Origin of the sequence: Diaphorobacter caeni (assembly GCF_015354245.1) — a bacterium.
GTDB classification, from domain to species: domain Bacteria; phylum Pseudomonadota; class Gammaproteobacteria; order Burkholderiales; family Burkholderiaceae_C; genus Diaphorobacter_A; species Diaphorobacter_A caeni.
The window spans coordinates 39186-59686 of record NZ_JADKYZ010000012.1; the positions used below are offsets into that span (position 1 = coordinate 39186).

General features: G+C 64.8%; 14 protein-coding genes. 11 read left to right on the forward strand and 3 right to left on the reverse strand.

Annotation, left to right across the window (positions count from 1 at the left end; genetic code table 11):
- Positions 1 to 58 precede the first annotated feature (58 nt).
- From ISG32_RS24540 to ISG32_RS24570, 7 genes are all read left to right on the forward strand, one after another.
- Positions 59 to 2194 carry a putative bifunctional diguanylate cyclase/phosphodiesterase gene (locus ISG32_RS24540; RefSeq protein WP_323745991.1) on the forward strand — a complete coding sequence of 712 codons (2136 nt, stop codon included), beginning with the start codon at positions 59 to 61 and terminating at the stop codon, positions 2192 to 2194.
- A gap of 64 nt (positions 2195 to 2258) precedes the next feature.
- Positions 2259 to 2582: a YnfA family protein gene (locus tag ISG32_RS24545; protein WP_194773647.1), complete on the forward strand. Its 324-nt coding sequence runs from the start codon at positions 2259 to 2261 to the stop codon at positions 2580 to 2582.
- Between the two features lie 116 nt (positions 2583 to 2698).
- A complete protein-coding gene (gene smc / locus ISG32_RS24550) occupies positions 2699 to 6223 on the forward strand; it encodes a chromosome segregation protein SMC (protein ID WP_194773648.1) in 3525 nt (1174 codons plus the stop codon).
- Positions 6224 to 6277: 54 nt separating this feature from the next.
- Complete coding sequence (locus ISG32_RS24555) at positions 6278 to 7378, forward strand: cell division protein FtsZ (RefSeq protein ID WP_194773649.1); 1101 nt, start codon at positions 6278 to 6280, stop codon at positions 7376 to 7378.
- Between the two features lie 211 nt (positions 7379 to 7589).
- Entirely contained in the window at positions 7590 to 9683 is a 2094-nt protein-coding gene (gene ligA / locus ISG32_RS24560) for an NAD-dependent DNA ligase LigA (RefSeq protein ID WP_194773650.1), read from the forward strand.
- Positions 9684 to 9713: 30 nt separating this feature from the next.
- Complete coding sequence (locus ISG32_RS24565) at positions 9714 to 12464, forward strand: penicillin-binding protein 1A (RefSeq protein WP_194773651.1); 2751 nt, start codon at positions 9714 to 9716, stop codon at positions 12462 to 12464.
- A gap of 111 nt (positions 12465 to 12575) precedes the next feature.
- Positions 12576 to 13841, forward strand: a complete 1266-nt coding sequence (locus ISG32_RS24570) for a phospholipase D-like domain-containing protein (RefSeq protein WP_194773652.1) — start codon at positions 12576 to 12578, stop codon at positions 13839 to 13841.
- Positions 13842 to 13929: 88 nt separating this feature from the next.
- Here the strand turns inward: ISG32_RS24570 and ISG32_RS24575 are convergent, their stop codons facing one another.
- Both ISG32_RS24575 and ISG32_RS24580 read right to left on the reverse strand, forming a co-directional pair.
- Complete coding sequence (locus tag ISG32_RS24575) at positions 13930 to 14499, reverse strand: NUDIX hydrolase (RefSeq protein ID WP_194773653.1); 570 nt, start codon at positions 14497 to 14499, stop codon at positions 13930 to 13932.
- A 78-nt stretch (positions 14500 to 14577) separates the two neighbouring features.
- Complete coding sequence (locus ISG32_RS24580) at positions 14578 to 15273, reverse strand: fumarylacetoacetate hydrolase family protein (RefSeq protein WP_194773654.1); 696 nt, start codon at positions 15271 to 15273, stop codon at positions 14578 to 14580.
- A gap of 146 nt (positions 15274 to 15419) precedes the next feature.
- Between ISG32_RS24580 and maiA the strand changes: the two genes are divergently transcribed.
- Both maiA and pgeF read left to right on the forward strand, forming a co-directional pair.
- Positions 15420 to 16088, forward strand: a complete 669-nt coding sequence (gene maiA / locus ISG32_RS24585) for a maleylacetoacetate isomerase (RefSeq protein WP_194773655.1) — start codon at positions 15420 to 15422, stop codon at positions 16086 to 16088.
- A gap of 26 nt (positions 16089 to 16114) precedes the next feature.
- The gene (gene pgeF, locus ISG32_RS24590) at positions 16115 to 16924 is read left to right on the forward strand and encodes a peptidoglycan editing factor PgeF (protein WP_194773656.1); all 810 of its coding nucleotides are present in this window, start codon (positions 16115 to 16117) and stop codon (positions 16922 to 16924) included.
- Here pgeF and ISG32_RS24595 read toward each other — a convergent pair.
- On the reverse strand, positions 16871 to 17173 hold the full coding sequence (locus ISG32_RS24595) for a hypothetical protein (RefSeq protein ID WP_194773728.1): 303 nt from the start codon (positions 17171 to 17173) through the stop codon (positions 16871 to 16873). The two genes, pgeF and ISG32_RS24595, sit on opposite strands and share 54 nt — an antisense overlap.
- Positions 17174 to 17309: 136 nt before the next feature.
- Here ISG32_RS24595 and phaC point away from each other — a divergent pair, with 136 nt between their 5' ends.
- Together phaC and ISG32_RS24605 are read left to right on the forward strand one after the other, a co-directional pair.
- Positions 17310 to 19022, forward strand: a complete 1713-nt coding sequence (gene phaC, locus ISG32_RS24600) for a class I poly(R)-hydroxyalkanoic acid synthase (RefSeq protein ID WP_194773657.1) — start codon at positions 17310 to 17312, stop codon at positions 19020 to 19022.
- A 258-nt stretch (positions 19023 to 19280) separates the two neighbouring features.
- Positions 19281 to 20462 carry an acetyl-CoA C-acetyltransferase gene (locus tag ISG32_RS24605; protein ID WP_194773658.1) on the forward strand — a complete coding sequence of 394 codons (1182 nt, stop codon included), beginning with the start codon at positions 19281 to 19283 and terminating at the stop codon, positions 20460 to 20462.
- Positions 20463 to 20501: the final 39 nt, after the last annotated feature.

Genomic DNA, 20501 nt, shown 5'->3' on the forward strand with positions numbered 1-20501 from the left:
GCGCTGATCTCGATTCTGGTGACGTTGTTGAGCCTGCGCCGCGCCCAGGCGCAAAGCCATGCCGACAATGTCAATGCCAGCGCTGCTGGCGAGCGAGGAGCGCTTTCGCTCGCTCTTCGGACAGGCGGCGGTCGGCATCATCCAGGTGCAAAGCGGCACGGGAGTGATCGAGCGTGCCAACGAGACCTTCGCCCAGATGCTCGGCTACACGGTCGCGGAAATCGAGGGCAAGAGCTTTCAGCATTTCACCCACCCCGCAGACATTGCCGCTGGCGGCGAGCAGATGCGCCGCATGGTCGAGGGCAATCTGGCCTCGGTCCGACTCGAGAAGCGCTACCTGCGCAAGGACGGAAAGCCCGTCTGGGTGGACCTGACGGCCACGCCGGTATCGCATCGCAACGGTCGTCCGATGCAGAACGTGTCGGTCATTCTGGACATCAGCGAGCGCAAGCACATGGAAGAGGCGCTGCGCACCAGCGAGGAGCGGTTGCGCGGCATTCTGGACCGGCTGCCCATCGGCATCGCCAAGGTGCGTGCGGATGGCTTCAACTTCAGCAACGAGCGCTTTTCGCAGATCTGTGGCTACGACACGCATGAACTCGCGAGTCTGGACAAGTGGTGGGAGGCGATCGTGCGCGATCCGCAGGAGCGCGAACTCTACCTCACGCGCTGGAACGAGGCCTGCCGCGAGGCCCGCGAGGGCAATGGCTACATCCGGGCGATGGAATGCGTCATCACCCACAAGGGCGGACATTCCCGTTCGCTCGAGATGGCCGGCGTGATTCTTGGCGACGACGATGACGACTATCTGATCACGCTGGTCGACGTGAGTCAGCGCAAGGCGGTCGAAGAGCGTGCGCGCTATCTGGCCTACTATGACCCGCTCACCCAGTTGCCCAACCGCCGACTGCTGCTCGACCGCTTGCAGCAGGCGCTCGCGATGAGCGCGCGCCACCAGAGCTACGGCGCGGTGCTGATGCTTGATCTGGACAACTTCAAGAGCCTCAACGAAACCCAGGGGCATGACATGGGCGACCGGCTGCTGGGCATCGTGGCGCAGCGTCTGCGCAGCTGTGTGCATGCCGACGACACGGTGGCCCGCCACGGCGGTGACGAGTTCGTGGTCGTGCTGCGTTCACTGGGCGAGAGCGAACAGGCGGCAGCGGCAGGAGCGGAAGAGGTCGCGCAGAGGATCCTCAACGTGATGCGCGAGCCGTTCGATCTCAGCAACGAGCACCATCACACGACACTCTCCATCGGCATCACGCTCTTTCATGGGCAGCGCGAGTCGGCCGATGAACTGCTCAAGCGCGGCGATCTGGCGATGTACCGCGCCAAGGCCGAGGGCCGCAACGCGCTGCGTTTCTTTGATCCCGAAATGCAGGCGGTGGTGGAGGCGCGCGTGGCGCTTGAATCCGACATGCGCGCCGGCATCGCGCAGGGACAGTTCGAATTCGCCTATCAGCCTCAGATGCTGCATGGCCAGATCGTGGGCGCCGAGGCGCTGCTGCGTTGGCAGCATCCGCTGAAGGGGGCGATCTCTCCGGCGCAGTTCATTCCGCTGGCGGAGGAGAGCGGTCTGATCCTGCGTCTAGGGGAGTGGGGCGTGAAGTCCGCCTGCGAGCGGTTGGCGAGCTGGGCGAATGATCCGGTGATGAGTGAATTGACGCTCTCGGTGAACGTGAGCGCGCGCCAGTTCCACCAAGCCGGTTTCGTGCCGCAGGTGCTCGCGGCGCTGGCCAGCACGGGGGCGGACGCGCGACTGCTGCGCCTTGAGCTGACGGAAAGCCTGCTGCTGGAGGACATCGACGACACCGTCAAGAAGATGGCCCATCTCAAGAGCTACGGCGTCGGGTTCTCGCTCGATGACTTCGGCACCGGATATTCGTCGCTGTCGTATCTGAAGCGCCTGCCGCTCGATGAACTCAAGATCGACCAGGGTTTTGTGCGCGACGTGCTGACCGATCCGAACGATGCCGCCATCGCCAAGACCATCGTCGCGCTGGGTACGAGCCTGGGCCTGCAGGTCACGGCCGAAGGCGTGGAGACCGAGGCGCAGCGCCAGTTCCTCGAGCGCAATCATTGCTATGGCTGGCAGGGGTATCTGCTGAGCCCGCCACTGCCGATCCGCGAGTTCGAGGCGCTGGTGCAGTCGCTGGCGATCGCCCACGGCAAGACGTCTGCTGCCGTCTGAGATCCTCACCACGCTCTGACGCTCTGGGGTCGTCAGCACGTTCCAAACGATTAGTATCGGAGGCATGACCACCCTTGGCTTGTATCTATTGACCGCGTTGGCGGAAATCATCGGTTGCTATCTGCCGTGGCTGTGGCTGCGCAAGGACGGCTCCATCTGGCTGCTGGTGCCCGCTGCCGCCAGCCTCGTTCTGTTTTCCTGGCTGCTCACGCTGCACCCCGACGCGTCCGGGCGCGTCTATGCGGCCTATGGCGGCGTCTATGTCTGCGTGGCGCTGGTCTGGCTCTGGGCCGTGGATGGCGTGAAGCCGGGGCTGTGGGATGTGGTGGGGGGCGCGGTGACGCTGGCCGGCATGGCCATCATCGCGTTTGCGCCGAGAAGTGCGTGAGTGCCGTTTTTTGTCAAATTTGGTAGCACCTTTGCGGCGCTGGCTTGAACAAGGCGCTTGCACGGTATGATTCCACTCTGAACATCCATTGCGCCCTGATCAACACCTCCTGACTCGTGCGTCTCAACTCCATCAAACTCGCCGGCTTCAAGTCGTTTGCCGAACCCACCAATTTCCTGCTTCCCGGCCAGCTCGTGGGCGTCGTCGGGCCGAATGGGTGCGGCAAATCCAACATCATGGATGCCGTTCGCTGGGTGCTTGGGGAGTCGAAGGCGAGCGAGTTGCGCGGCGAGTCGATGCAGGACGTGATCTTCAACGGCACGACCCATCGCAAGCCCGCGAGCCGCTCGAGCGTCGAGCTGACGTTCGACAACGCCGACCACCGCGCGGGCGGGCAGTGGAACCAGTTCACCGAAATCGCCGTCAAGCGCGTGCTCACGCGCGACGGCACCAGCAGCTACTTCATCAACAACCAGCCGGTGCGCCGCCGGGACGTGCAGGACGTGTTCCTCGGCACCGGCCTCGGGCCGCGCGCCTACGCCATCATCGGTCAGGGCACGATCAGTCGGATCATCGAGTCGCGTCCCGAAGAGCTGCGACTGTTCCTTGAGGAGGCCGCTGGCGTCTCCAAGTACAAGGAGCGGCGCCGCGAGACTGAAAACCGTCTCTCCGACACGCGCGAGAACCTGACCCGCGTCGAAGACATTCTGCGCGAGCTGAACGCCAACCTCGAAAAGCTCGAGAAGCAGGCCGAGGTCGCCGCCAAATACAACGCGCTGCAGGCCGACGTCACGCTCAAGCAGCATCAGCTGTGGTTCCTCAAGCGGGCCGATTCCGAAGCCGATCAGGCCAAGGTGCGCGCGGAGGGGCTGCAGGCGGTCAATGATCTTGAAGCCCGCATGGCCGATCTGCGTGCTGTCGAGGCCGATCTCGAGACCATCCGCCAGTCGCACTACGCCGCAGGTGACCAGGTCAATCAGGCGCAGGGCAGGCTGTACGAGGCGACCGCCGAGGTTGGCAAGCTCGAGGCCGAGATCCGTTACGTGGTCGAGGGCCGCCAGCGGGTGGAAAGCCGCCTCACGCAGCTGGCCGAGCAGATCGCCCAGTGGATGGGCCGCAAGGAAGAAGCCGAGATCGAGCTCGAAACGCTCTCCGGCGCGGGCATGGATGCCGAGGAAAGGGCCGAGCTGCTCGCCGCGCAGGTCGAGGAACAGGCCATGCAGATGCCCGACCTCGAAGACGCTCTGCGCCAGAGCCAGCAGCGCGCGTCCGAGCAGCGCGCCTCGGTCGTGCAGGTGCAGCAGCAGATCCAGGTGCTGGCCGCCGAGCAGCGTGGCTTTGGCGAGCAGAGTCGCCAGCTCGAATCGCGTCAGGAGCGTCTGCGCACCGACCGCAACGCGCTGGCCGCTCCTGATGAGGCGCGGCTCACCAATCTGCGTTCTCAGCTGGACGAGGCGACCGAGCTTGCCGAAATCAGCGAAGCGCAACACATGGAGCTGCAGGAAACCGTTCCGCAGCTCGACGAGGACCGCCGCACGCGCCAGCAGACGGTGAACACCGAAAGCGCGCGTCAGGCTGACCTCTCGGCGCGCCTCGAAGCGCTTAAGGCGCTGCAGGAAAAGGTCAAGACCGACGGCAAGCTCCAGCCCTGGCTCGCCAAACATGGGCTCGAAGGCATGCAAGGCCTGTGGAGTCGCATCCACGTCGAGCCCGGCTGGGAAAGCGCGCTTGAAGCGGCGCTGCGCGAGCGCATGAATGCGCTGGAGATCGGCCGCCTCGACATGGTGCGCGGTTTTCTCGGCCACGGAGGCAACGACGCGCCCCCCGCGCGACTGGCCTTCTACAACAAGCCGCAGGCCGGGGCGCCCGCAGCGGGCAACGGCCAGCCGCGACTCTCCGAGCTGCTGCGGGTGAGCGATGCCGGACTGAACGCGGTGCTCATCGACTGGCTGACCGGCTGCTACACGGCCACGTCGCTCGACGAGGCGCTCAACCGCCGCTCGCAACTGCAAGCTGGCGAGACCATCTACATGGCCTCGGGCCATGCGGTCACGGCCAACAGCGTGAGCTTCTATGCGCAGGACTCCGAGCAGTCCGGCATGTTGGCGCGCGCTCAGGAAATCGAGCATCTCGAAAAGGAACTGCGCGCGCAGTCGCTGATCAGCGAAGAGTCGCGCACCGCGCTGATCCGCGCCGAGGCGGCCTATGCCGATGCCTCGCAGCGCCTGGTCGCGGCGCGCCGCGAGGCCTCCGAGGCGCAGAGCAGGGCGCATGAGCTGCAGGTGGAGACGCTGCGTCTGACCCAGATGGCCGAGCAGACGCGCGCGCGCAGCGAGCAGATCGGCGCGGACCTTGCCGAGGTCGATGCGCAACTGAACGATCTGCAGGAGCGCAAGGTGTCCGCCGAGGCACGCTTCGAAGAGCTGGACATGCAGCTGGCCGACAGCCAGGAGCGCCATGCGCAGCTCGACGAGCGGGTGATCGACGCCGAGCGCAAGCTGAACGAATGCCGCGAGCAGCAGCGCACGCTGGAGCGACAGGCGCAGGAGGCAGTGTTCTCCCGGCGCAGCATGGAAGCGCGCCGCGCCGAGCTCTCGCGCACGATCGAGACGGCGGCCAATCAGGCCAAGTCGCTTGCTGACGAAGATGTTCGTGCCCGCGACGAAATGGGTCGCCTGTCAGCTGCTGCCGCGCAAGGCGGTCTGCAGACGGCGCTCGATGAAAAGATGGAGCGCGAGAAGTCGCTCGCCGCCCAGCGCAGCCAGTACGACGACCTGACCGCCAAGCTGCGCGCGAGCGACGAACGCCGCATGCAGCTCGAGCGCGCCATGGATCCGCTGCGCGCGCGGATCACGGAATTCCAGCTCAAGGAACAGGCTGCGCGTCTGGGACTTGAGCAATACACCTCGCTGCTCAACGACGCCGAGGCCGATCTCGCCGCGATCCAGCAATCGATCGCCGAGGGCAACGTGCGCATCGGCGGACTGCAGGGCGAGATCGACCGGCTGCATCGCAGCATCACGGATCTGGGTGCGGTCAATCTAGCCGCGCTCGACGAGCTGAATCTCGCGCGCGAACGCAAGACCTTCCTCGACGCGCAGACCGAAGATCTGACGCTGGCGATGAACACGCTCGAGGACGCGATCCGCAAGATCGACGCGGAAACGCGCACCCTGCTGTCGGGCACCTTCGATACCGTCAACGGCCACTTCGGGCGCATGTTCCCCGAGCTGTTCGGCGGCGGGCAGGCCAAGCTGGTCATGACGGGCGATGAAATTCTCGATGCCGGCGTGCAGGTGATCGCGCAGCCACCGGGCAAGAAGAACCAGACGATTCACCTGCTGTCGGGCGGCGAGAAGGCGCTGACCGCGATTGCGCTGGTGTTCGCGATCTTCCAGTTGAACCCCGCACCATTCTGTCTGCTGGACGAGGTGGATGCGCCGCTGGATGACGCCAACACCGAACGCTATGCCAAGCTCGTGGCCGCGATGTCGAAGGGAACGCAGTTCCTTTTCATCAGTCACAACAAGATTGCCATGGAAATGGCGGAACAATTGATCGGCGTGACCATGCAGGAGCAGGGTGTGTCACGTATCGTGGCGGTGGACATGGAGTCCGCGCTGTCCATGGCGGATATCTGACCATGACAGCGCAGCCGTCCGTTGCCAGATGCCACGCCAAGTTTTGAATTCACCATGAGTACTTTTCAGATCGCATTAATCATCGCCGGCGGACTCGTGCTGGCGGTCGTCGTCGGCTACAACGCCTGGTCCACCCATCGCAACGCGCCCAAGCGCGCCAGCCCGGCCGAGAGCGAGACGTCGTCCGACGCGCCGCCGGTGCGCCACGAACCTGGGTTCGAGGGCATGGGCTCGGCCAGCATCGGCCCGGACAATGGCATCGAGCCCAGTTTTGACGGGCATTCGGTCGATCTGAAGGATGCGCTGCAGATGCCTCTGCCGCCCGCGGAGCGCCGTGGCGGGCTGGATCCGCTGATCGACGCGCTCGCGCCCATCGTGGCCGATCAGATCGTCTCCGGTGACGCCGCGCTCGCCGCCTTGCCGCCCACGCGCCGCGCGGGCAGCAAGCCATTTGCGGTCGAAGGTCTCAATGAAGTGACCCAGCAGTGGGAAGTGCCGGTGGCAGGCCAGCGCTACCGCCAGTTCCAGGCGGGGGTGCAACTGGCCAACCGGCTGGGAGCGCTCAACGAGATCGAGTTTTCCGAATTCGTGATGAAGACCCAGAGCTTCGTCGATTCCATTGGTGCTGCGGTCGATTTCCCCGACATGCTTCACGAGGTGGCGCGTGGCCGGGAGCTGGACCAGTTCGCGAGCGAGCACGATGCGCAATTGAGCTTCATGCTGCGCGCGCGCCATGCCGCATGGAGCCCCGGCTACGTGCAGCAGAACGCCGCCAAGGTCGGCTTCACGGCAGGTGCCATGCCCGGTCGTCTGGTGCTGCCGGCCGCGGAGGCCGGTCTGCCGCCGGTGCTCACGCTGTCCTACGACACCCAGGCCGCGCTCTCCGACGACCCCGAGCAGTCCGCGATCCGCGATGTGCTGCTGAGCCTCGATGTGGCTCAGGTGCACCGTGTCGAGCAGCCGTTTGGCCGTCTGCGCGAAGTGGCCGCCGAGCTGTGCAAGTCGATGGATGGCGTGCTGTGCGACCAGAACGGCTCGCCGCTGCCCGCGATGACGATGGACCCGATCACGGCTGACCTCGAGACGCTCTACGACAAGCTCGACAGCCGCGAGCTGTCGGCGGGCTCGGCGCTCGCGAGGCGCTTGTTCAGCTGATGGTTGGCAAGAGCGTGTTGATGATCCCCGCGTGGAGATCGTGAACACGTTCTTACAGTCTGGGGGGCATTGTGTTTGCCCGACACGGGGCCGCTCATTCACAATGGCGGCCGCTTTCATTTGGAATGTGTCGTTTTGACGCGCGTTGACCGCGCGCCCATGCCAGCGAATGGTGCCCTGCGCCAGCGCAGCAGAAAGTATGCAACCGGCCATGTCCGACAGTTTTGATCTCTTTTCCCAACCCGCGCAGGATGTGCCTGCCAAGGTCGTCGCCAAGGTGAGTGCTCTGCGCGAGCAGCTTGACCGCTGGGCGCATGAATATTATGTGCAGGACGCCCCCACCGTGCCCGATGGCGAATACGACCGGGTGTTCCAGCAACTGCAGGCGCTCGAGGCGTCCTACCCGCAGATCGTCACACCCGATTCACCCACGCAGCGCGTGATCGGTGCGGTGCTCGACGGCCTGACGCCGGTGCGCCATGCGGTGCCGATGCTGAGCATCCAGACGGAGACCGACAACGAGGCCAGCGGCGCGCAGGCCTTCGATGCCCGCGTGCGCAGGGAGCTGGAGCTGTCTCCCGCGAGCCCGGCGGTCGAGTACGTGGCCGAGCCCAAGTTCGACGGTCTCGCGATGAATCTGCGCTACGAAAACCGCAAGCTGGTGGCGGCCACCACGCGCGGCGATGGCGAGGTCGGCGAGGACGTGACGCACAACATCCGCACCATCCGCCAGATTCCCCTGACGCTGCCCGCCGACCAAGGCGTGCCTCCAGTCCTTGAAGTACGTGGCGAGGTCTACATGCGCCGCGCCGATCTGGACAAGCTCAATGAACGTCAGGCGGCGAGCGGCGGCAAGCTGTTCGCCAATCCGCGCAATGCGGCAGCCGGAGCGGTGCGCCAGCTGGATTCGAACATCGCGGCGCAGCGGCCGCTGTCGTTCTTCGCCTATGGACTGGGCGAGATCACCACAGCCGCCGATGGCGGCCCGGACTTCCAGACGCATTTCCAGATGCTGCAGAAGCTCAAGGACTGGGGATTTCCGGTCGCGCCGCAGGTCTGCGTGGCGCATGGCGCGCCAGAGCTCGTCGCCTTCCATGAGCGCATGGGCGCCGAGCGCGCGACGCTGCCCTATGAGATCGACGGCGTGGTCTACAAGGTCAACAGCCTCGCGCTGCAGCGTCAGCTCGGCTTCAAGTCGCGCGAGCCGCGCTGGGCCGTGGCCCACAAGTATCCGGCGCAAGAAATGCCGACGCGCATGGAAGCCATCGACGTGCAGGTGGGACGGACCGGCAAGCTCACGCCGGTTGCGCGTCTCGCGCCGGTGCAGGTGGGCGGCGTGGTCGTGACCAACGCAACTCTGCACAACGTATTCGAGATCCGCAAGAAGGGCGTGCGCACCGGCGATACGGTGATCGTGCGCCGTGCGGGCGATGTGATCCCCGAGGTCGTCGGCCGCGTTCCGGGTGAGCGCCGGGCGTACGTGCCGAATTTCCGCATGCCGACAGCTTGCCCGATCTGCGGCAGCACCGTGGTGCGCGAAAAGGGCGAGGCCAATCACCGCTGCTCGGGTGGGCTGTTCTGCGCGGCCCAGCGCAAGGAGGCCATCCTGCATTTCGCCGCCCGTCGCGCGATGGACATCGAGGGCCTTGGCGGCAAGCTGGTCGATCAGCTGGTGGACGGGAACGTCGTGCGCGTGCTGCCCGATCTCTACCGCCTCGGCCTGGTCGCGCTCGCCTCGCTGGACCGCATGGCGGAGAAGTCTGCGCAGAACGTGCTCGACGGGCTCGAGAAATCCAAGCAGACCACGCTGCCGCGTTTTCTGTTCGGCCTCGGCATCCGCCATGTGGGTGAATCGACCGCCAAGGATCTGGCCAAGCATTTCGGCAACATCGACGCGATCATGGACGCGGGCGTCGAGCAGCTTCTGCAGGTCAACGACGTGGGGCCTGTGGTCGCCGAATCGATCCATACCTTCTTTGCCCAGCCGCACAACCGCGAGGTGGTCGAGCAGCTGCGCGCCTGCGGCGTGACCTGGCCCGAGGGCGAGGCCAGGCCGCAGGGCGAGCTGCCGCTCTCCGGCAAGACGGTGGTGCTGACAGGCACCTTGCCGACGCTCAGCCGCGACGAAGCCAAGGACATGCTCGAAGCCGCAGGCGCGAAGGTCTCGGGCTCCGTCAGCAAGAAGACCAGTTACGTGGTCGCCGGAGCCGAGGCTGGCAGCAAGCTCGACAAGGCCCAGGAGCTCGGTGTTCCGGTGCTCGACGAGGCGGATTTGCTGGCCCTTCTGGGCCGCACGCCAGAGTAAACACAGCAAGCCCGCCCAAGAGCACCAGCCATGCCCCCACACAGCGAAGACAACCCGCAGGCCGAGCAGCCCGCAACCATCCAAGACAGGGCGACAGGCGTGCTCGGGCGGATTCCGTGGCCGGGCAGGCCCTGGAAGTCGCGGCGCAATCTCTGGTGGCTGCTGGCTTCCGGGCCGATCGCGCTGTTTCTCTATGTGCTGATCCTGATCCCGTTCACGCCGTCGATCAGCGATCTGCGCAAGGCCAAGACCGACCAGCCCGCGCAGCTCGTGTCATCCGACGGCAGGCTGCTGGCCGAGTACAAGTGGATCAACCGCGAATGGGTCACGCTCAAGGAGATCGCGCAGCCGGTCAAGGACGCGCTGATCGCCACGGAAGACCATCGCTTCTACGATCACTTCGGCCTCGACTGGAAGCGCACGCTGTCTGCCGTGGTGCGCACGCTCGGCGGCGACAAGCAGGGCGGCTCGACGATCACGCAGCAGCTCGCGCGCAATCTCTACCCCGAGGAAATCGGCCGCGCGCCCACGCTCAACCGAAAGCTCAAGGAAGCGATCACGGCGCTCAAGATCGAGATGACGTATTCCAAGGACGAGATCCTGGAGACCTATCTCAACACCGTGCCGTTTCTCTACAACGCGTTCGGCATCGAGATGGCCGCGCGCACCTATTTCGACAAGTCGGCCGACGAGCTCAACGTGATCGAGAGCGCGACGCTGATCGGCATGCTCAAGGGCACGGTCTACTACAACCCGGTGCTCAACCCCGAACGCGCGCAGGACCGCCGCAACACGGTGCTCGCGCAGATGAAAAAGCGCGAGAAGCTCTCGGCGGCCGACTACGACAAGCTCATCAAGCGTCCGCTGCGCATCCGCTTCGAGCGGCAGGCCGAGGTCAACGGCCTCGCCCCTCATCTGGCGCAGCAACTGCGTCGCCAGCTCATCGACTGGGCCGATCGCGAGGGCTACAGCCTCTATTCAGACGGGCTGGTGATCCGCACCACGGTCAACGGCAAGCTGCAGGAGATGGCCAATCAGGCCGTTGAGAAGCAGGGCAAGGCGCTGCAGGCCGTCGTCAACAAGGCCTGGGCGCCGCAGAGCGTCTGGGGCGCCAAGAGCACGCTGGTGCAGAAACTGGTGCGTGAATCGACCCAATACGAGCAGGCCGTCGCCAAGGGCGGCGAGCCCGATGAGGTGCTCAAGAGCCTGCTCGAGAACAGCGATTTCATGGGCAAGCTCAAGCAGCAGAAGACGCGGCTGCAGGCGGGCTTCCTCGCGCTTGATCCGCGAGACGGCACGGTGCTCGCGTGGGTCGGCAGCCGCGACTACGCGCAGGACCCGTTCGACCACGTGCAGGCCGCGCGTCGCCAACCGGGCTCGACCTTCAAGCCCTTCGTCTACGGGGCGGCCTTCGCCAAAGGCATGAGGCCGGGCGATACCCTGATGGATGAGCCCGTCGAGATCCCCATCGACGGCGGCAGACAGGTCTGGAAGCCCACGGATGGCTCGGCACCGAGCTACGCTCCAATGACGCTGTCGGATGGCCTTGCGTACTCCAAGAACATCATCACTGCGCAAGTCATGCAGCAGGTCGGTCCCGAAAAGGTCGCCCAGCTCGCGCGGGCCATGGGCGTGCGTGAATCCAAGCTCGACGAGGTTCCCTCGCTCGCGCTGGGCACCAGTCCCGTCACCTTGAAGGAAATGGTCGCGTCCTACGGCTCCATCGCCAACGCGGGCGCCTACCTTGCCCCCACGGTGATCACCCAGATCGAGGACAAGGACGGCAAGGTGCTCGAAAAGTTCGGTCCCGCCAAACCGCAGCGCGCGCTGGCCATGGCGCCCGCGCAGGAATTGCGCAACGCCATGCGCGGCGTGATCAACAAGGGCACGGGCGTGGCGATCCGCTCGCGCTACGGCATCACCGCCGATGTGGCGGGCAAGACCGGCACCACGCAGGACAACACCGATGGCTGGTTCATCATGATGCATCCGCAGATCGTCGCGGGCGCGTGGGTGGGCTTCAACGACGGCCGCATCACGCTGCGCAGCGACTACTGGGGGCAGGGGGCGCACAGCGCGCTGCCCATCGTCGGCCAGGTGTTCCAGCAGGCCGTGCGCGGCAAGCTCGTCGACAACAACCTCAAGTTCGTCGACGAGCAGGAGCACAGCATCATCGGCGACGCCATCGGCTCGGTGCGCAACTGGGTGGTGGACCTGTTCGGCCGCTCGACCGAGCAGATCCAGCCGCCGGCGGCGACCACGCCGGAAGTCCAGGGCTCCCAGCTGCCGCAGACGCCGCGCACGCAGGCGCCCGTGACCTACGACAGTGACGAGTCGCGTCCGCAGATTGGCGAGGCCCCCCTCAAGCCGCTGCAGAACGCCACGCCCGATGCCGATCCCGAGCCACCACAAGCGCCTGCGGGCGCGGGCGAGTCTCAGGACCCGTTCTGGAATCCGCCGCAACCTCAACCCCAACCCCAACCGCAGCATCCACAACAACAACCGCCGCAACCGACTCAGGCGCCGTCCGGCGTGCAGCCTCCGATGCCTGCGAACGGCCAGATCCAGCCGCCGCAGGGGCGGGTGGTTCCGCCCGCCCAGCCGCAAGCGCCGGTACAGCCCGTACCAGCGCCCTATGTCCCGCAGCCGTCGCACAGCCCGGCACCGCCGATGCCCGGCGGCGGGCAGACCGTGCAGCCTCCTGCACCCGTGCCCGGAACGGTGGTGACGTCGCCGGTTGAACGCGGCAACGCGTCGCCGATGCCTTCGGGACTGAACTGAAGCGCACAACCGGACGAGAGCCGTCCGGTGGACAGGACGCCGAACCAACGTCCTACAGGCAAGTGACTCAGGCTGCTTTAGGCTGGCGGCTGGAGTCACGTTCACTTGCCTATGTTCTGGACCATTTTCTGGACTGCGCTGGTGACGCTGGTGCTCGTCATCGTGGCGCGCAATTTCGCGCTGTCCGAAAAGAAGATCGAGCGCCGCGTCAAGCATCTCTACCCGATCAGATCGCCCCAGTTCCGCCGCGACATGGGCAATCTGCTCGGTCCGGCCATCGTGTCCGGCAACCACATCGAGGCGCTGCAGAACGGCGACGAGATCTTTCCCGCCATGCTCGAGGCAGTGCGCGGTGCGCGCACCAGCATCTGCTTCGAGACCTACATCTACTGGTCGGGCGAGATCGGAGAGGCCTTCGCCGATGCGCTGGCCGAGCGCGCGCGTTTGGGCGTCAAGGTCCACATCACGCTCGACTGGATGGGGTCGCTCAAGATGGACAACGCGCTGATCGAGCGCGTCACACAAGCCGGTGCCGAGGTGCAGCAATACCGGCCGCTGCGCTGGTACAGCGTGGACAGACTGAACAACCGCACGCACCGCAAGTTGCTGATCATCGACGGCACCACTGCCTTCACCGGCGGTGTGGGCATCGCCGATCAATGGGCTGGCCATGCGCAGGACGAGGAACACTGGCGCGACATCCACTTCCGCATGCATGGCCCGGTCGTGCTGCAGGCCCAGGCGGCGTTCAGCGACAACTGGATCAAGACCACCGGCGAGGTGCTGACGGGGGAAGACTATTTCCCCGCGCAGCATCGCCACGGCGTGGCGGACGCGCAGTTGTTCATCGCCTCACCCGCAGGCGGCAGCGAGAGCATGCATCTCATGTACCTGATGGCGATTGCGGCGGCGACGCGCAGCATCGACCTGCAGGCCGCGTACTTCGTGCCCGACGATCTCATCATCGGCGAGCTGATCGCGGCTCTCGACCGCGGCGTGAGCGTGCGCATCACCGTGCCGGGAAAGCACATCGACTCGGGCACGGTGCGCACGGCCTCCAAGGCCACATGGGGCGATCTACTCGAGCGCGGGGTGAAGATCTACGAATACCTGCCGACGATGATGCACAACAAGATGCTGATCCTGGACGCCGAAATGGTGTCCGTTGGTTCGACCAACTTCGACGTGCGCTCGTTCCGCCTCAACGACGAGGCGAGCCTGAACATCTACGACGAGGTGTTCGCCGCCGACATGACGCAGGTGTTCGAGGCCGATCTGCAGCATTGCCGTGAATACACCCATGCCATGTGGGAGCGGCGCTCGCTGCGTCAGCGCGTGCTTGAATGGGTTGTGATGGCGTTTCGCTCGCAACTCTGACGGCAGATTTGACAGCAGTGAAGTGTCCGCGACTCGTGGCATGACCCTAGGCGAGGGCAGCCGCAAAGCGACCGAGGAGGCGTTCCTGTCAGTGTTCTGGCTTGGGGGCCGAGAGGTCGACGTTGTGCACGTTGTGTGCGCCGCTCTTGCAATCTTCGAACCACAGGCGCAGCGTGGTGCTGACGGTGCGGAAGGCCAGTTCGTCCCACGGAATCTCGTCCTCGCGGAACAGGCGTGCCTCGATGGTTTCGTGGCCCGGGTTGAACTGATCGCTCAGCAGATCGGCGCAGTAGAACAGGTGCACCTGGCCTACATGCGGCACGTTGACGAGCGAGAACAGTCGGCCCATGCGGATCTGCGCGCCGGCTTCCTCGTCGGTCTCGCGCGCTGCGCCTTCGGACGTGGTTTCGTTGAGCTCCATGAAGCCCGCGGGCAGCGTCCACTTGCCCCAGCGCGGCTCGATGTTGCGCTTGCACAGCAACACGCGACCATCGGGCATCACCGGGATCGTTCCGACCACGTTGAGCGGATTGTCGTAATGGATGGTGTTGCAGGCCGGGCAGACGGCCCGCACGCGGGTGTCGCCATCATCGGGAACACGTTGCTCGACGGCGGTACCGCAGTTGCGGCAGAAACGAACGGGGGAGCGAAAGGTCATGTGGGCTATTGTGGCGCAGGAAACAAGGGCACAGAGCGCACGCAGGCATGCGGCGGCGCTCCGTGCAGCGGGGCCGGATCAGACCAGCTTGACCTTCAGCGCCGGCAGGCCCTGAACGCCGCCTTCCAGCACATCGCCCTTGGAGACCGCTGCCACGCCTTCGGGCGTGCCCGAGAAGATCAGGTCGCCGGCCTTCAGCTCCCACGCCTGGGACAGCACTTCGATGGTCTCGGCGATGGACCAGATCAGTTGGGTGACTGTGCTGGCCTGGCGCTTGGCGCCGTTCACGTTGAGCCAGATCGGCGCGTTCTGGATGTCACCGGCCTGCGTCGCGGGCACGATGGGCGTGATGGGGGCGCTGAAGTCGAAGCCCTTGGCGATGTCCCAAGGACGGCCTTGCTTCTTGGCCTCGGCCTGCAGGTCGCGGCGCGTCATGTCCAGACCCACGGCGTAGCCGTAGACATGATTGAACGCATCGGCGGCCTTGATGTTCCTGCCGCCCTTGCCGAGCGCGACCACGAGTTCGATTTCGTGGTGCAGATCCTGGGTCAGCGTGGGGTAGGGCATCTCGCCTGTGCTGCCCTCGTTCACCACCAGCACGGCGTCCGCGGGCTTCATGAAGAAGAACGGCGCTTCGCGGCCCGAGAAACCCATTTCCTTGGCGTGCTCTGCGTAGTTGCGGCCCACGCAGTAGATGCGGTGGACCGGGAACAGGCTGTCGCTGCCGACGACGGGAACGGTGGTGACGGGCGCGGGGGTAAAGACGTAGCTCATGATGGGGTCGGTGGAGGAGGTGTGAATGAATCGACGAATCGACGCGGAACGCGTGTCGCGCACAGTTTGCCACGCGGATCGGGCTCGGGCATTCAGTAATGTCCACGCTGGCGCGATGCGGTGAGGTTGCGTATGCTCTTTCTTCCATGAAGCTCTACAACTACTTCCGTTCTTCGGCTTCGTTCCGCGTGCGCATCGTGCTGGAACTCAAGGGCCTGTCCTACGACTACGTGCCGCTGCATCTGGTGCGCGCCGAGCATCGTGCAGAGGACTTTGCAAAGCGCGTGGGCGATACCCTGGTGCCCGCGCTGGAGACCGACGATGCGCATCTGCTGACGCAGTCCATGGCCATCATCGAGTATCTGGACGAGACCCATCCCGAGCCCGCCGTCATGCCCAAGGACGCGCTGGGTCGCGCCCACGTCCGCGCGCTCGCGCAGATGATCGCCTGCGAGATCCATCCACTGAACAACCTGCGCGTGCTGAAATACCTCAAGAACAATTTGATGGTGGACGATTCGACCAAGGATGCCTGGTACCGCCACTGGACGCGGACAGGACTCGAGGCCTACGAGCGCCAACTGGCGCTGCTGGGCAAGGAGCGTGAAGCGGCGGGGCAGTCCGTCTCGCGCTTCAGTTGGGGGGCGACCCCGACCATGGCCGATTGCTGCCTTGTGCCGCTGATCTTCAACGCCCAGCGCTTCCATGTCGATCTGCAGGGACTCGACCGCACCATGGCCGCGTTCAAGGCCTGCATGGAGCTTCCCGCATTCCAGCGCGCCCAGCCATCCGCTTGCCCTGACAATGAGGCCTGAATTTTTCTGGATGGATGGAAGTGGTGATGAAGGACGAAAGCGCCTTGGCCGTTGATTGGCTGATTCCCGACTGGCCCGTGCGAGAGCATGTGCGTGCGCTGTGCTCCACTCGGGCGGGCGGCGTGAGCGAGGGGCCGTTCGGCAGCCTCAATCTGGGCGACCATGTACAGGATGATGCGTTGGCCGTGCAACGCAACCGCGAGATCTTCGGCGCCGCGTTGACGACGGCTGCGGGCGTGGCCCATCCGGTGTTCCTGAATCAAGTGCACGGAACCCATGTCGAATGGCTCAGGCGTGGGACGGCCGATGGCACGCAGGCCGATGCCTGCGCCACGCTCGAAGAGGGCGTGGCCTGCGTCATCATGGTTGCCGACTGTCTGCCCGTACTGTTCACCAACCGGCAGGGCGATCAGGTGGCCGCCGCGCATGCGGGCTGGCGCGGCCTTGCGGGGCCGACGGGGGGCACAGGCATTCTGGAAGAGGTAGTGGCCGAATTCGCCCGCACGGACGAGGTGATCGCATGGCTCGGGCCCTGCATCGGGCCTACAGCATTTGAAGTCGGTGCTGAAGTGCGCGCCGCGTTCTGCGAGGCAGGCGCAAGCGCCGAACGGTTTTTCAAGCCGCTCGGCGAGCACAAGTTCCTCGCCGATCTCGCCGGGCTTGCGCGCCATCGGCTTCAGCGCGCGGGCGTGGCCTCCATTCATGGCAACGACAGCAGCCTGCCGTGGTGCACGTTCAGCAATCCCGAGCGCTTCTTCTCGTACCGCCGTGACCAGCGCGCGCTAGGTGGAAGCGGGCGGCTGGCCGCCGCCGTCTGGCTGGACCGCAGGGTCTGACTTCTGGGTCGCAGCAACGCCTTGTTGTTGCTGCTCGTCCTGCCACTTGCGCATCGCCTGTTCCTCGCGAATCTGGCGCATGCGTTTTCGCACGGGCGTGCTGAAAACGTAGACGATGATGGACACCGGCAGCAGTCCATAAAGAACAAACGTGATGATCGCGCCCAGCAGGCTGCCGTTCGATGCGGTGGCCTCGGCGACCGCCATCATCAGCGTGACGTAGAGCCACGCGATCACTACCAGAATCATTGCCGTCAATGTAAAACTCCGAAACAACAAAAAGCCAAGGCGGCACGCCTAGGATTGATGGAAAGGTCCTGCAAGGGCTGTACGATGTTCGGACCGGAACCAATACCGGCATCGCAACGCGAACGTAGGAGACACCATGGATTCTGACGCACAATGGGCCGAGGGAGCCCGCCAATTCCAGCAACTTTGGGGAGACAGCTGGAACAAGCTGCTGCAATCAATGCCGCCAGCGGATCTGGGTGCCATGACTGCCATGATGCAGCCGCACAATCAGCTCAGCGTTTCGCCCGAGAAGCTCACCGAGCTCCAGCAGAATTTCCTCAAGGAAATGCAGGCGCTCATCGCGAGCGGCGTTCAGGAAAGCGGCAAGCCGCTGACCGACAGGCGCTTCACGGGGGAGGGGTGGTCGCAGAATCCCGTAGCCTCCAGCATCGCATCAGCCTACATGCTGCAGGCCAAGACGCTCATGGGCATGGTCGATGCGGTCCAGGCCGATGAAAAGACCAAGGCCCGCATCCGCTTCGGCGTGGAGCAGTGGGTGGCGGCGATGTCGCCGAGCAACTTCCTGGCGTTCAACGCCGAAGCACAGAAGATGGCCATCGACACGCAGGGTGAGAGCATCGCCAAGGGCGTGGCCAACCTGCTGCACGACATGCGCCAAGGCCATATCTCGATGACCGACGAGAGCCAGTTCGAGGTGGGCCGCAACGTGGCGACCACCGAAGGTGCGGTGGTTTTCGAGAACGAATATTTCCAGCTGCTTGAATACAAGCCGCTGACCGCCAAGGTCTACGAACGCCCGTTCCTGCTGGTGCCGCCGTGCATCAACAAGTTCTACATCCTCGACCTGCAGCCCGAGAACTCGCTGATCCGCCATCTGGTCGCCGAGGGGCACCGCACCTTTGTCGTGAGCTGGCGCAATCCGGACGAGACCATGGCGCAGCGTACCTGGGATGAATACATCCAGGATGCGGTCATCAAGGCCATCGAGACGGTGCAGGAGATCAGCGGCGCGGCGCAGATCAACACGCTCGGCTTCTGCGTGGGCGGCACCATGCTGGTCAACGCGCTTGGCGTGCTCGAGGCGCGCGGCGAGTCTCCGGTGGCGAGCGCCACGCTGCTGACCGCGCTGGTCGACTTCACCGATACCGGCATTCTCGACGTGTTCATCGACGAGAACTTCGTGCGCTACCGCGAGATGCAGATGGGCAATGGCGGTCTGATGAAGGGGCAGGATCTCGCCTCGACGTTCAGTTTCCTGCGTCCCAACGACTTGGTCTGGAACTATGTCGTCGGCAACTACCTCAAGGGCGAGACACCACCCGCGTTCGACCTGCTGTACTGGAACAGCGATTCGACCAATCTGCCCGGCCCTTGGTACGCCTGGTATCTGCGCAATTTCTATCTGGAAAACAACCTGCCCAAGCCCGGCGGCGTGACGGTCTGCGGTGAGGCGCTTGATCTCTCCAAGGTCAACCTGCCGATGTACATCTACGGCTCGCGCGAAGACCATATCGTGCCGATCCAGGGCGCCTACGCGTCCACGCAGGTGTTCCCGGGCAAGAAGCGCTTCGTGATGGGGGCCTCCGGCCATATCGCCGGCGTCATCAACCCGCCCGCCAAGAAGAAGCGCAGCTACTGGGTGCAGCCGCAAAGCAAGTTCCCGGCATCGTTTGACGACTGGCTGGCCACGGCGACCGAACATCCGGGCAGTTGGTGGACCGACTGGTCCGAGTGGCTCGGCGGCCATGGCGGCAAGCAGATCGCCGCGCCCAAGACCTACGGCAAGGGCGCCAAGTACAAGGCCATCGAGCCCGCACCGGGCAGCTACGTCAAGCAGAAGGCCTGACGGCACCGAAGTCGGTGCATCCGGCTTTCTACACCATATCGAGGTGCGGAAAGTCGGGTTGCGCCGTCCCAGTAAGGGCAAGTCATAAGAGGGTAAGCCTGTGCTCCCGTTTTGCCGGAGTCACGCAAGAATCTCACCATGGAAGAGCACGTGACGGCAACGCGCTGAAAGCAGAATCAACCAGTCCCAGCGTCCGGATCATGGAGAGATAAGCATCCAGACTCCGGAACCTACGCCAAGCAGTAAGAAAGGTCCGTCATGAGTGAAGATATCGTCATTGTTTCCGCAGTCCGAACGCCTGTCGGCAAGTTCGGCGGAAGCCTCGCCAAGGTGCCAGCCACCGATCTGGGCGCGGTCGTCATCAAGGAAGCGCTTGCGCGCGCCAAGGTGCCGCTCGACCAGGTGGGTGAAGTCATCATGGGTCAGGTGCTCACCGCCGGTGCGGGCCAGAACCCCGCGCGTCAGGCCATGATGAAGGCGGGCGTCGCCAAGGAAACGCCTGCGCTCACGATCAACGCCGTCTGCGGCTCCGGCCTCAAGGCCGTGATGCTGGCGGCCCAGGCCGTCGCCACGGGCGACAGCGAGATCGTCGTCGCCGGCGGTCAGGAAAACATGAGCGCCTCGGCGCACGTGTTGCCCAATTCGCGCGACGGCATGCGCATGGGCGACTGGAAGCTGGTCGACACGATGATCGTGGACGGTCTGCTCGACGCCTACAACCACTACCACATGGGCATCACCGCCGAGAACGTCGCCAAGCAGTTCGAGATCTCGCGCGAGCAGCAGGACGCGCTCGCGCTGGCCAGCCAGAAGAAGGCCGCGGCCGCGCAGGACGCGGGCCACTTCAAGGCGGAGATCGTGACCGTGGAGTTGCCGCAGAAGAAGGGCGATCCGCTCAAGTTCGACAGCGACGAATACATCAACCGCAAGACCGATGAAGCCGCGCTCGAGCGACTGCGTCCCGCGTTCGACAAGGCGGGCTCCGTGACCGCAGGCAATGCCTCCGGTCTGAACGACGGCGCAGCGGCCGTGGTCGTGATGAGCGCCAAGAAGGCCAAGGAACTGGGCCTCACGCCGCTCGCGCGCATCGTGGCGTATGGCACGAGTGGCCTGGACCCCACGATCATGGGCATGGGCCCCGTCCCCGCGACCAAGAAGGTGCTCAAGCGTGCGGGCTGGAAGGTCGAGGACGTGGACCTGTTCGAATTGAACGAGGCCTTCGCCGCCCAGGCCTGTGCGGTGAACAAGGAGCTGGGCGTCGACCCCTCCAAGGTCAACGTGAACGGCGGGGCGATCGCTCTGGGGCACCCCATTGGTGCGTCCGGTTGCCGCGTTCTGGTTTCGCTGCTGCACGAGATGGGGCGTCGTGGCGCCAAAAAGGGCATCGCCGCGCTCTGCATCGGTGGCGGCATGGGAGTTTCGCTGGCAGTCGAACGGTAATCAGTCACAGGAAAATTGAGCAAATCAATTCATTTGCTC

What these genes read in the sequence shown, in the direction of transcription:
- ISG32_RS24540 (WP_323745991.1), top strand. Translation starts at nt 59, where the DNA reads ATGCCGACAATGTCAATGCCAGCGCTGCTGGCGAGCGAGGAGCGCTTT.
- ISG32_RS24545 (WP_194773647.1), top strand. Translation starts at nt 2,259, where the DNA reads ATGACCACCCTTGGCTTGTATCTATTGACCGCGTTGGCGGAAATCATC.
- ISG32_RS24555 (WP_194773649.1), top strand. Translation starts at nt 6,278, where the DNA reads ATGAGTACTTTTCAGATCGCATTAATCATCGCCGGCGGACTCGTGCTG.
- ligA (WP_194773650.1), top strand. Translation starts at nt 7,590, where the DNA reads ATGTCCGACAGTTTTGATCTCTTTTCCCAACCCGCGCAGGATGTGCCT.
- ISG32_RS24565 (WP_194773651.1), top strand. Translation starts at nt 9,714, where the DNA reads ATGCCCCCACACAGCGAAGACAACCCGCAGGCCGAGCAGCCCGCAACC.
- ISG32_RS24570 (WP_194773652.1), top strand. Translation starts at nt 12,576, where the DNA reads ATGTTCTGGACCATTTTCTGGACTGCGCTGGTGACGCTGGTGCTCGTC.
- ISG32_RS24575 (WP_194773653.1), bottom strand. Translation starts at nt 14,499, where the DNA reads ATGACCTTTCGCTCCCCCGTTCGTTTCTGCCGCAACTGCGGTACCGCC.
- ISG32_RS24580 (WP_194773654.1), bottom strand. Translation starts at nt 15,273, where the DNA reads ATGAGCTACGTCTTTACCCCCGCGCCCGTCACCACCGTTCCCGTCGTC.
- maiA (WP_194773655.1), top strand. Translation starts at nt 15,420, where the DNA reads ATGAAGCTCTACAACTACTTCCGTTCTTCGGCTTCGTTCCGCGTGCGC.
- pgeF (WP_194773656.1), top strand. Translation starts at nt 16,115, where the DNA reads ATGAAGGACGAAAGCGCCTTGGCCGTTGATTGGCTGATTCCCGACTGG.
- ISG32_RS24595 (WP_194773728.1), bottom strand. Translation starts at nt 17,173, where the DNA reads ATGATTCTGGTAGTGATCGCGTGGCTCTACGTCACGCTGATGATGGCG.
- phaC (WP_194773657.1), top strand. Translation starts at nt 17,310, where the DNA reads ATGGATTCTGACGCACAATGGGCCGAGGGAGCCCGCCAATTCCAGCAA.
- ISG32_RS24605 (WP_194773658.1), top strand. Translation starts at nt 19,281, where the DNA reads ATGAGTGAAGATATCGTCATTGTTTCCGCAGTCCGAACGCCTGTCGGC.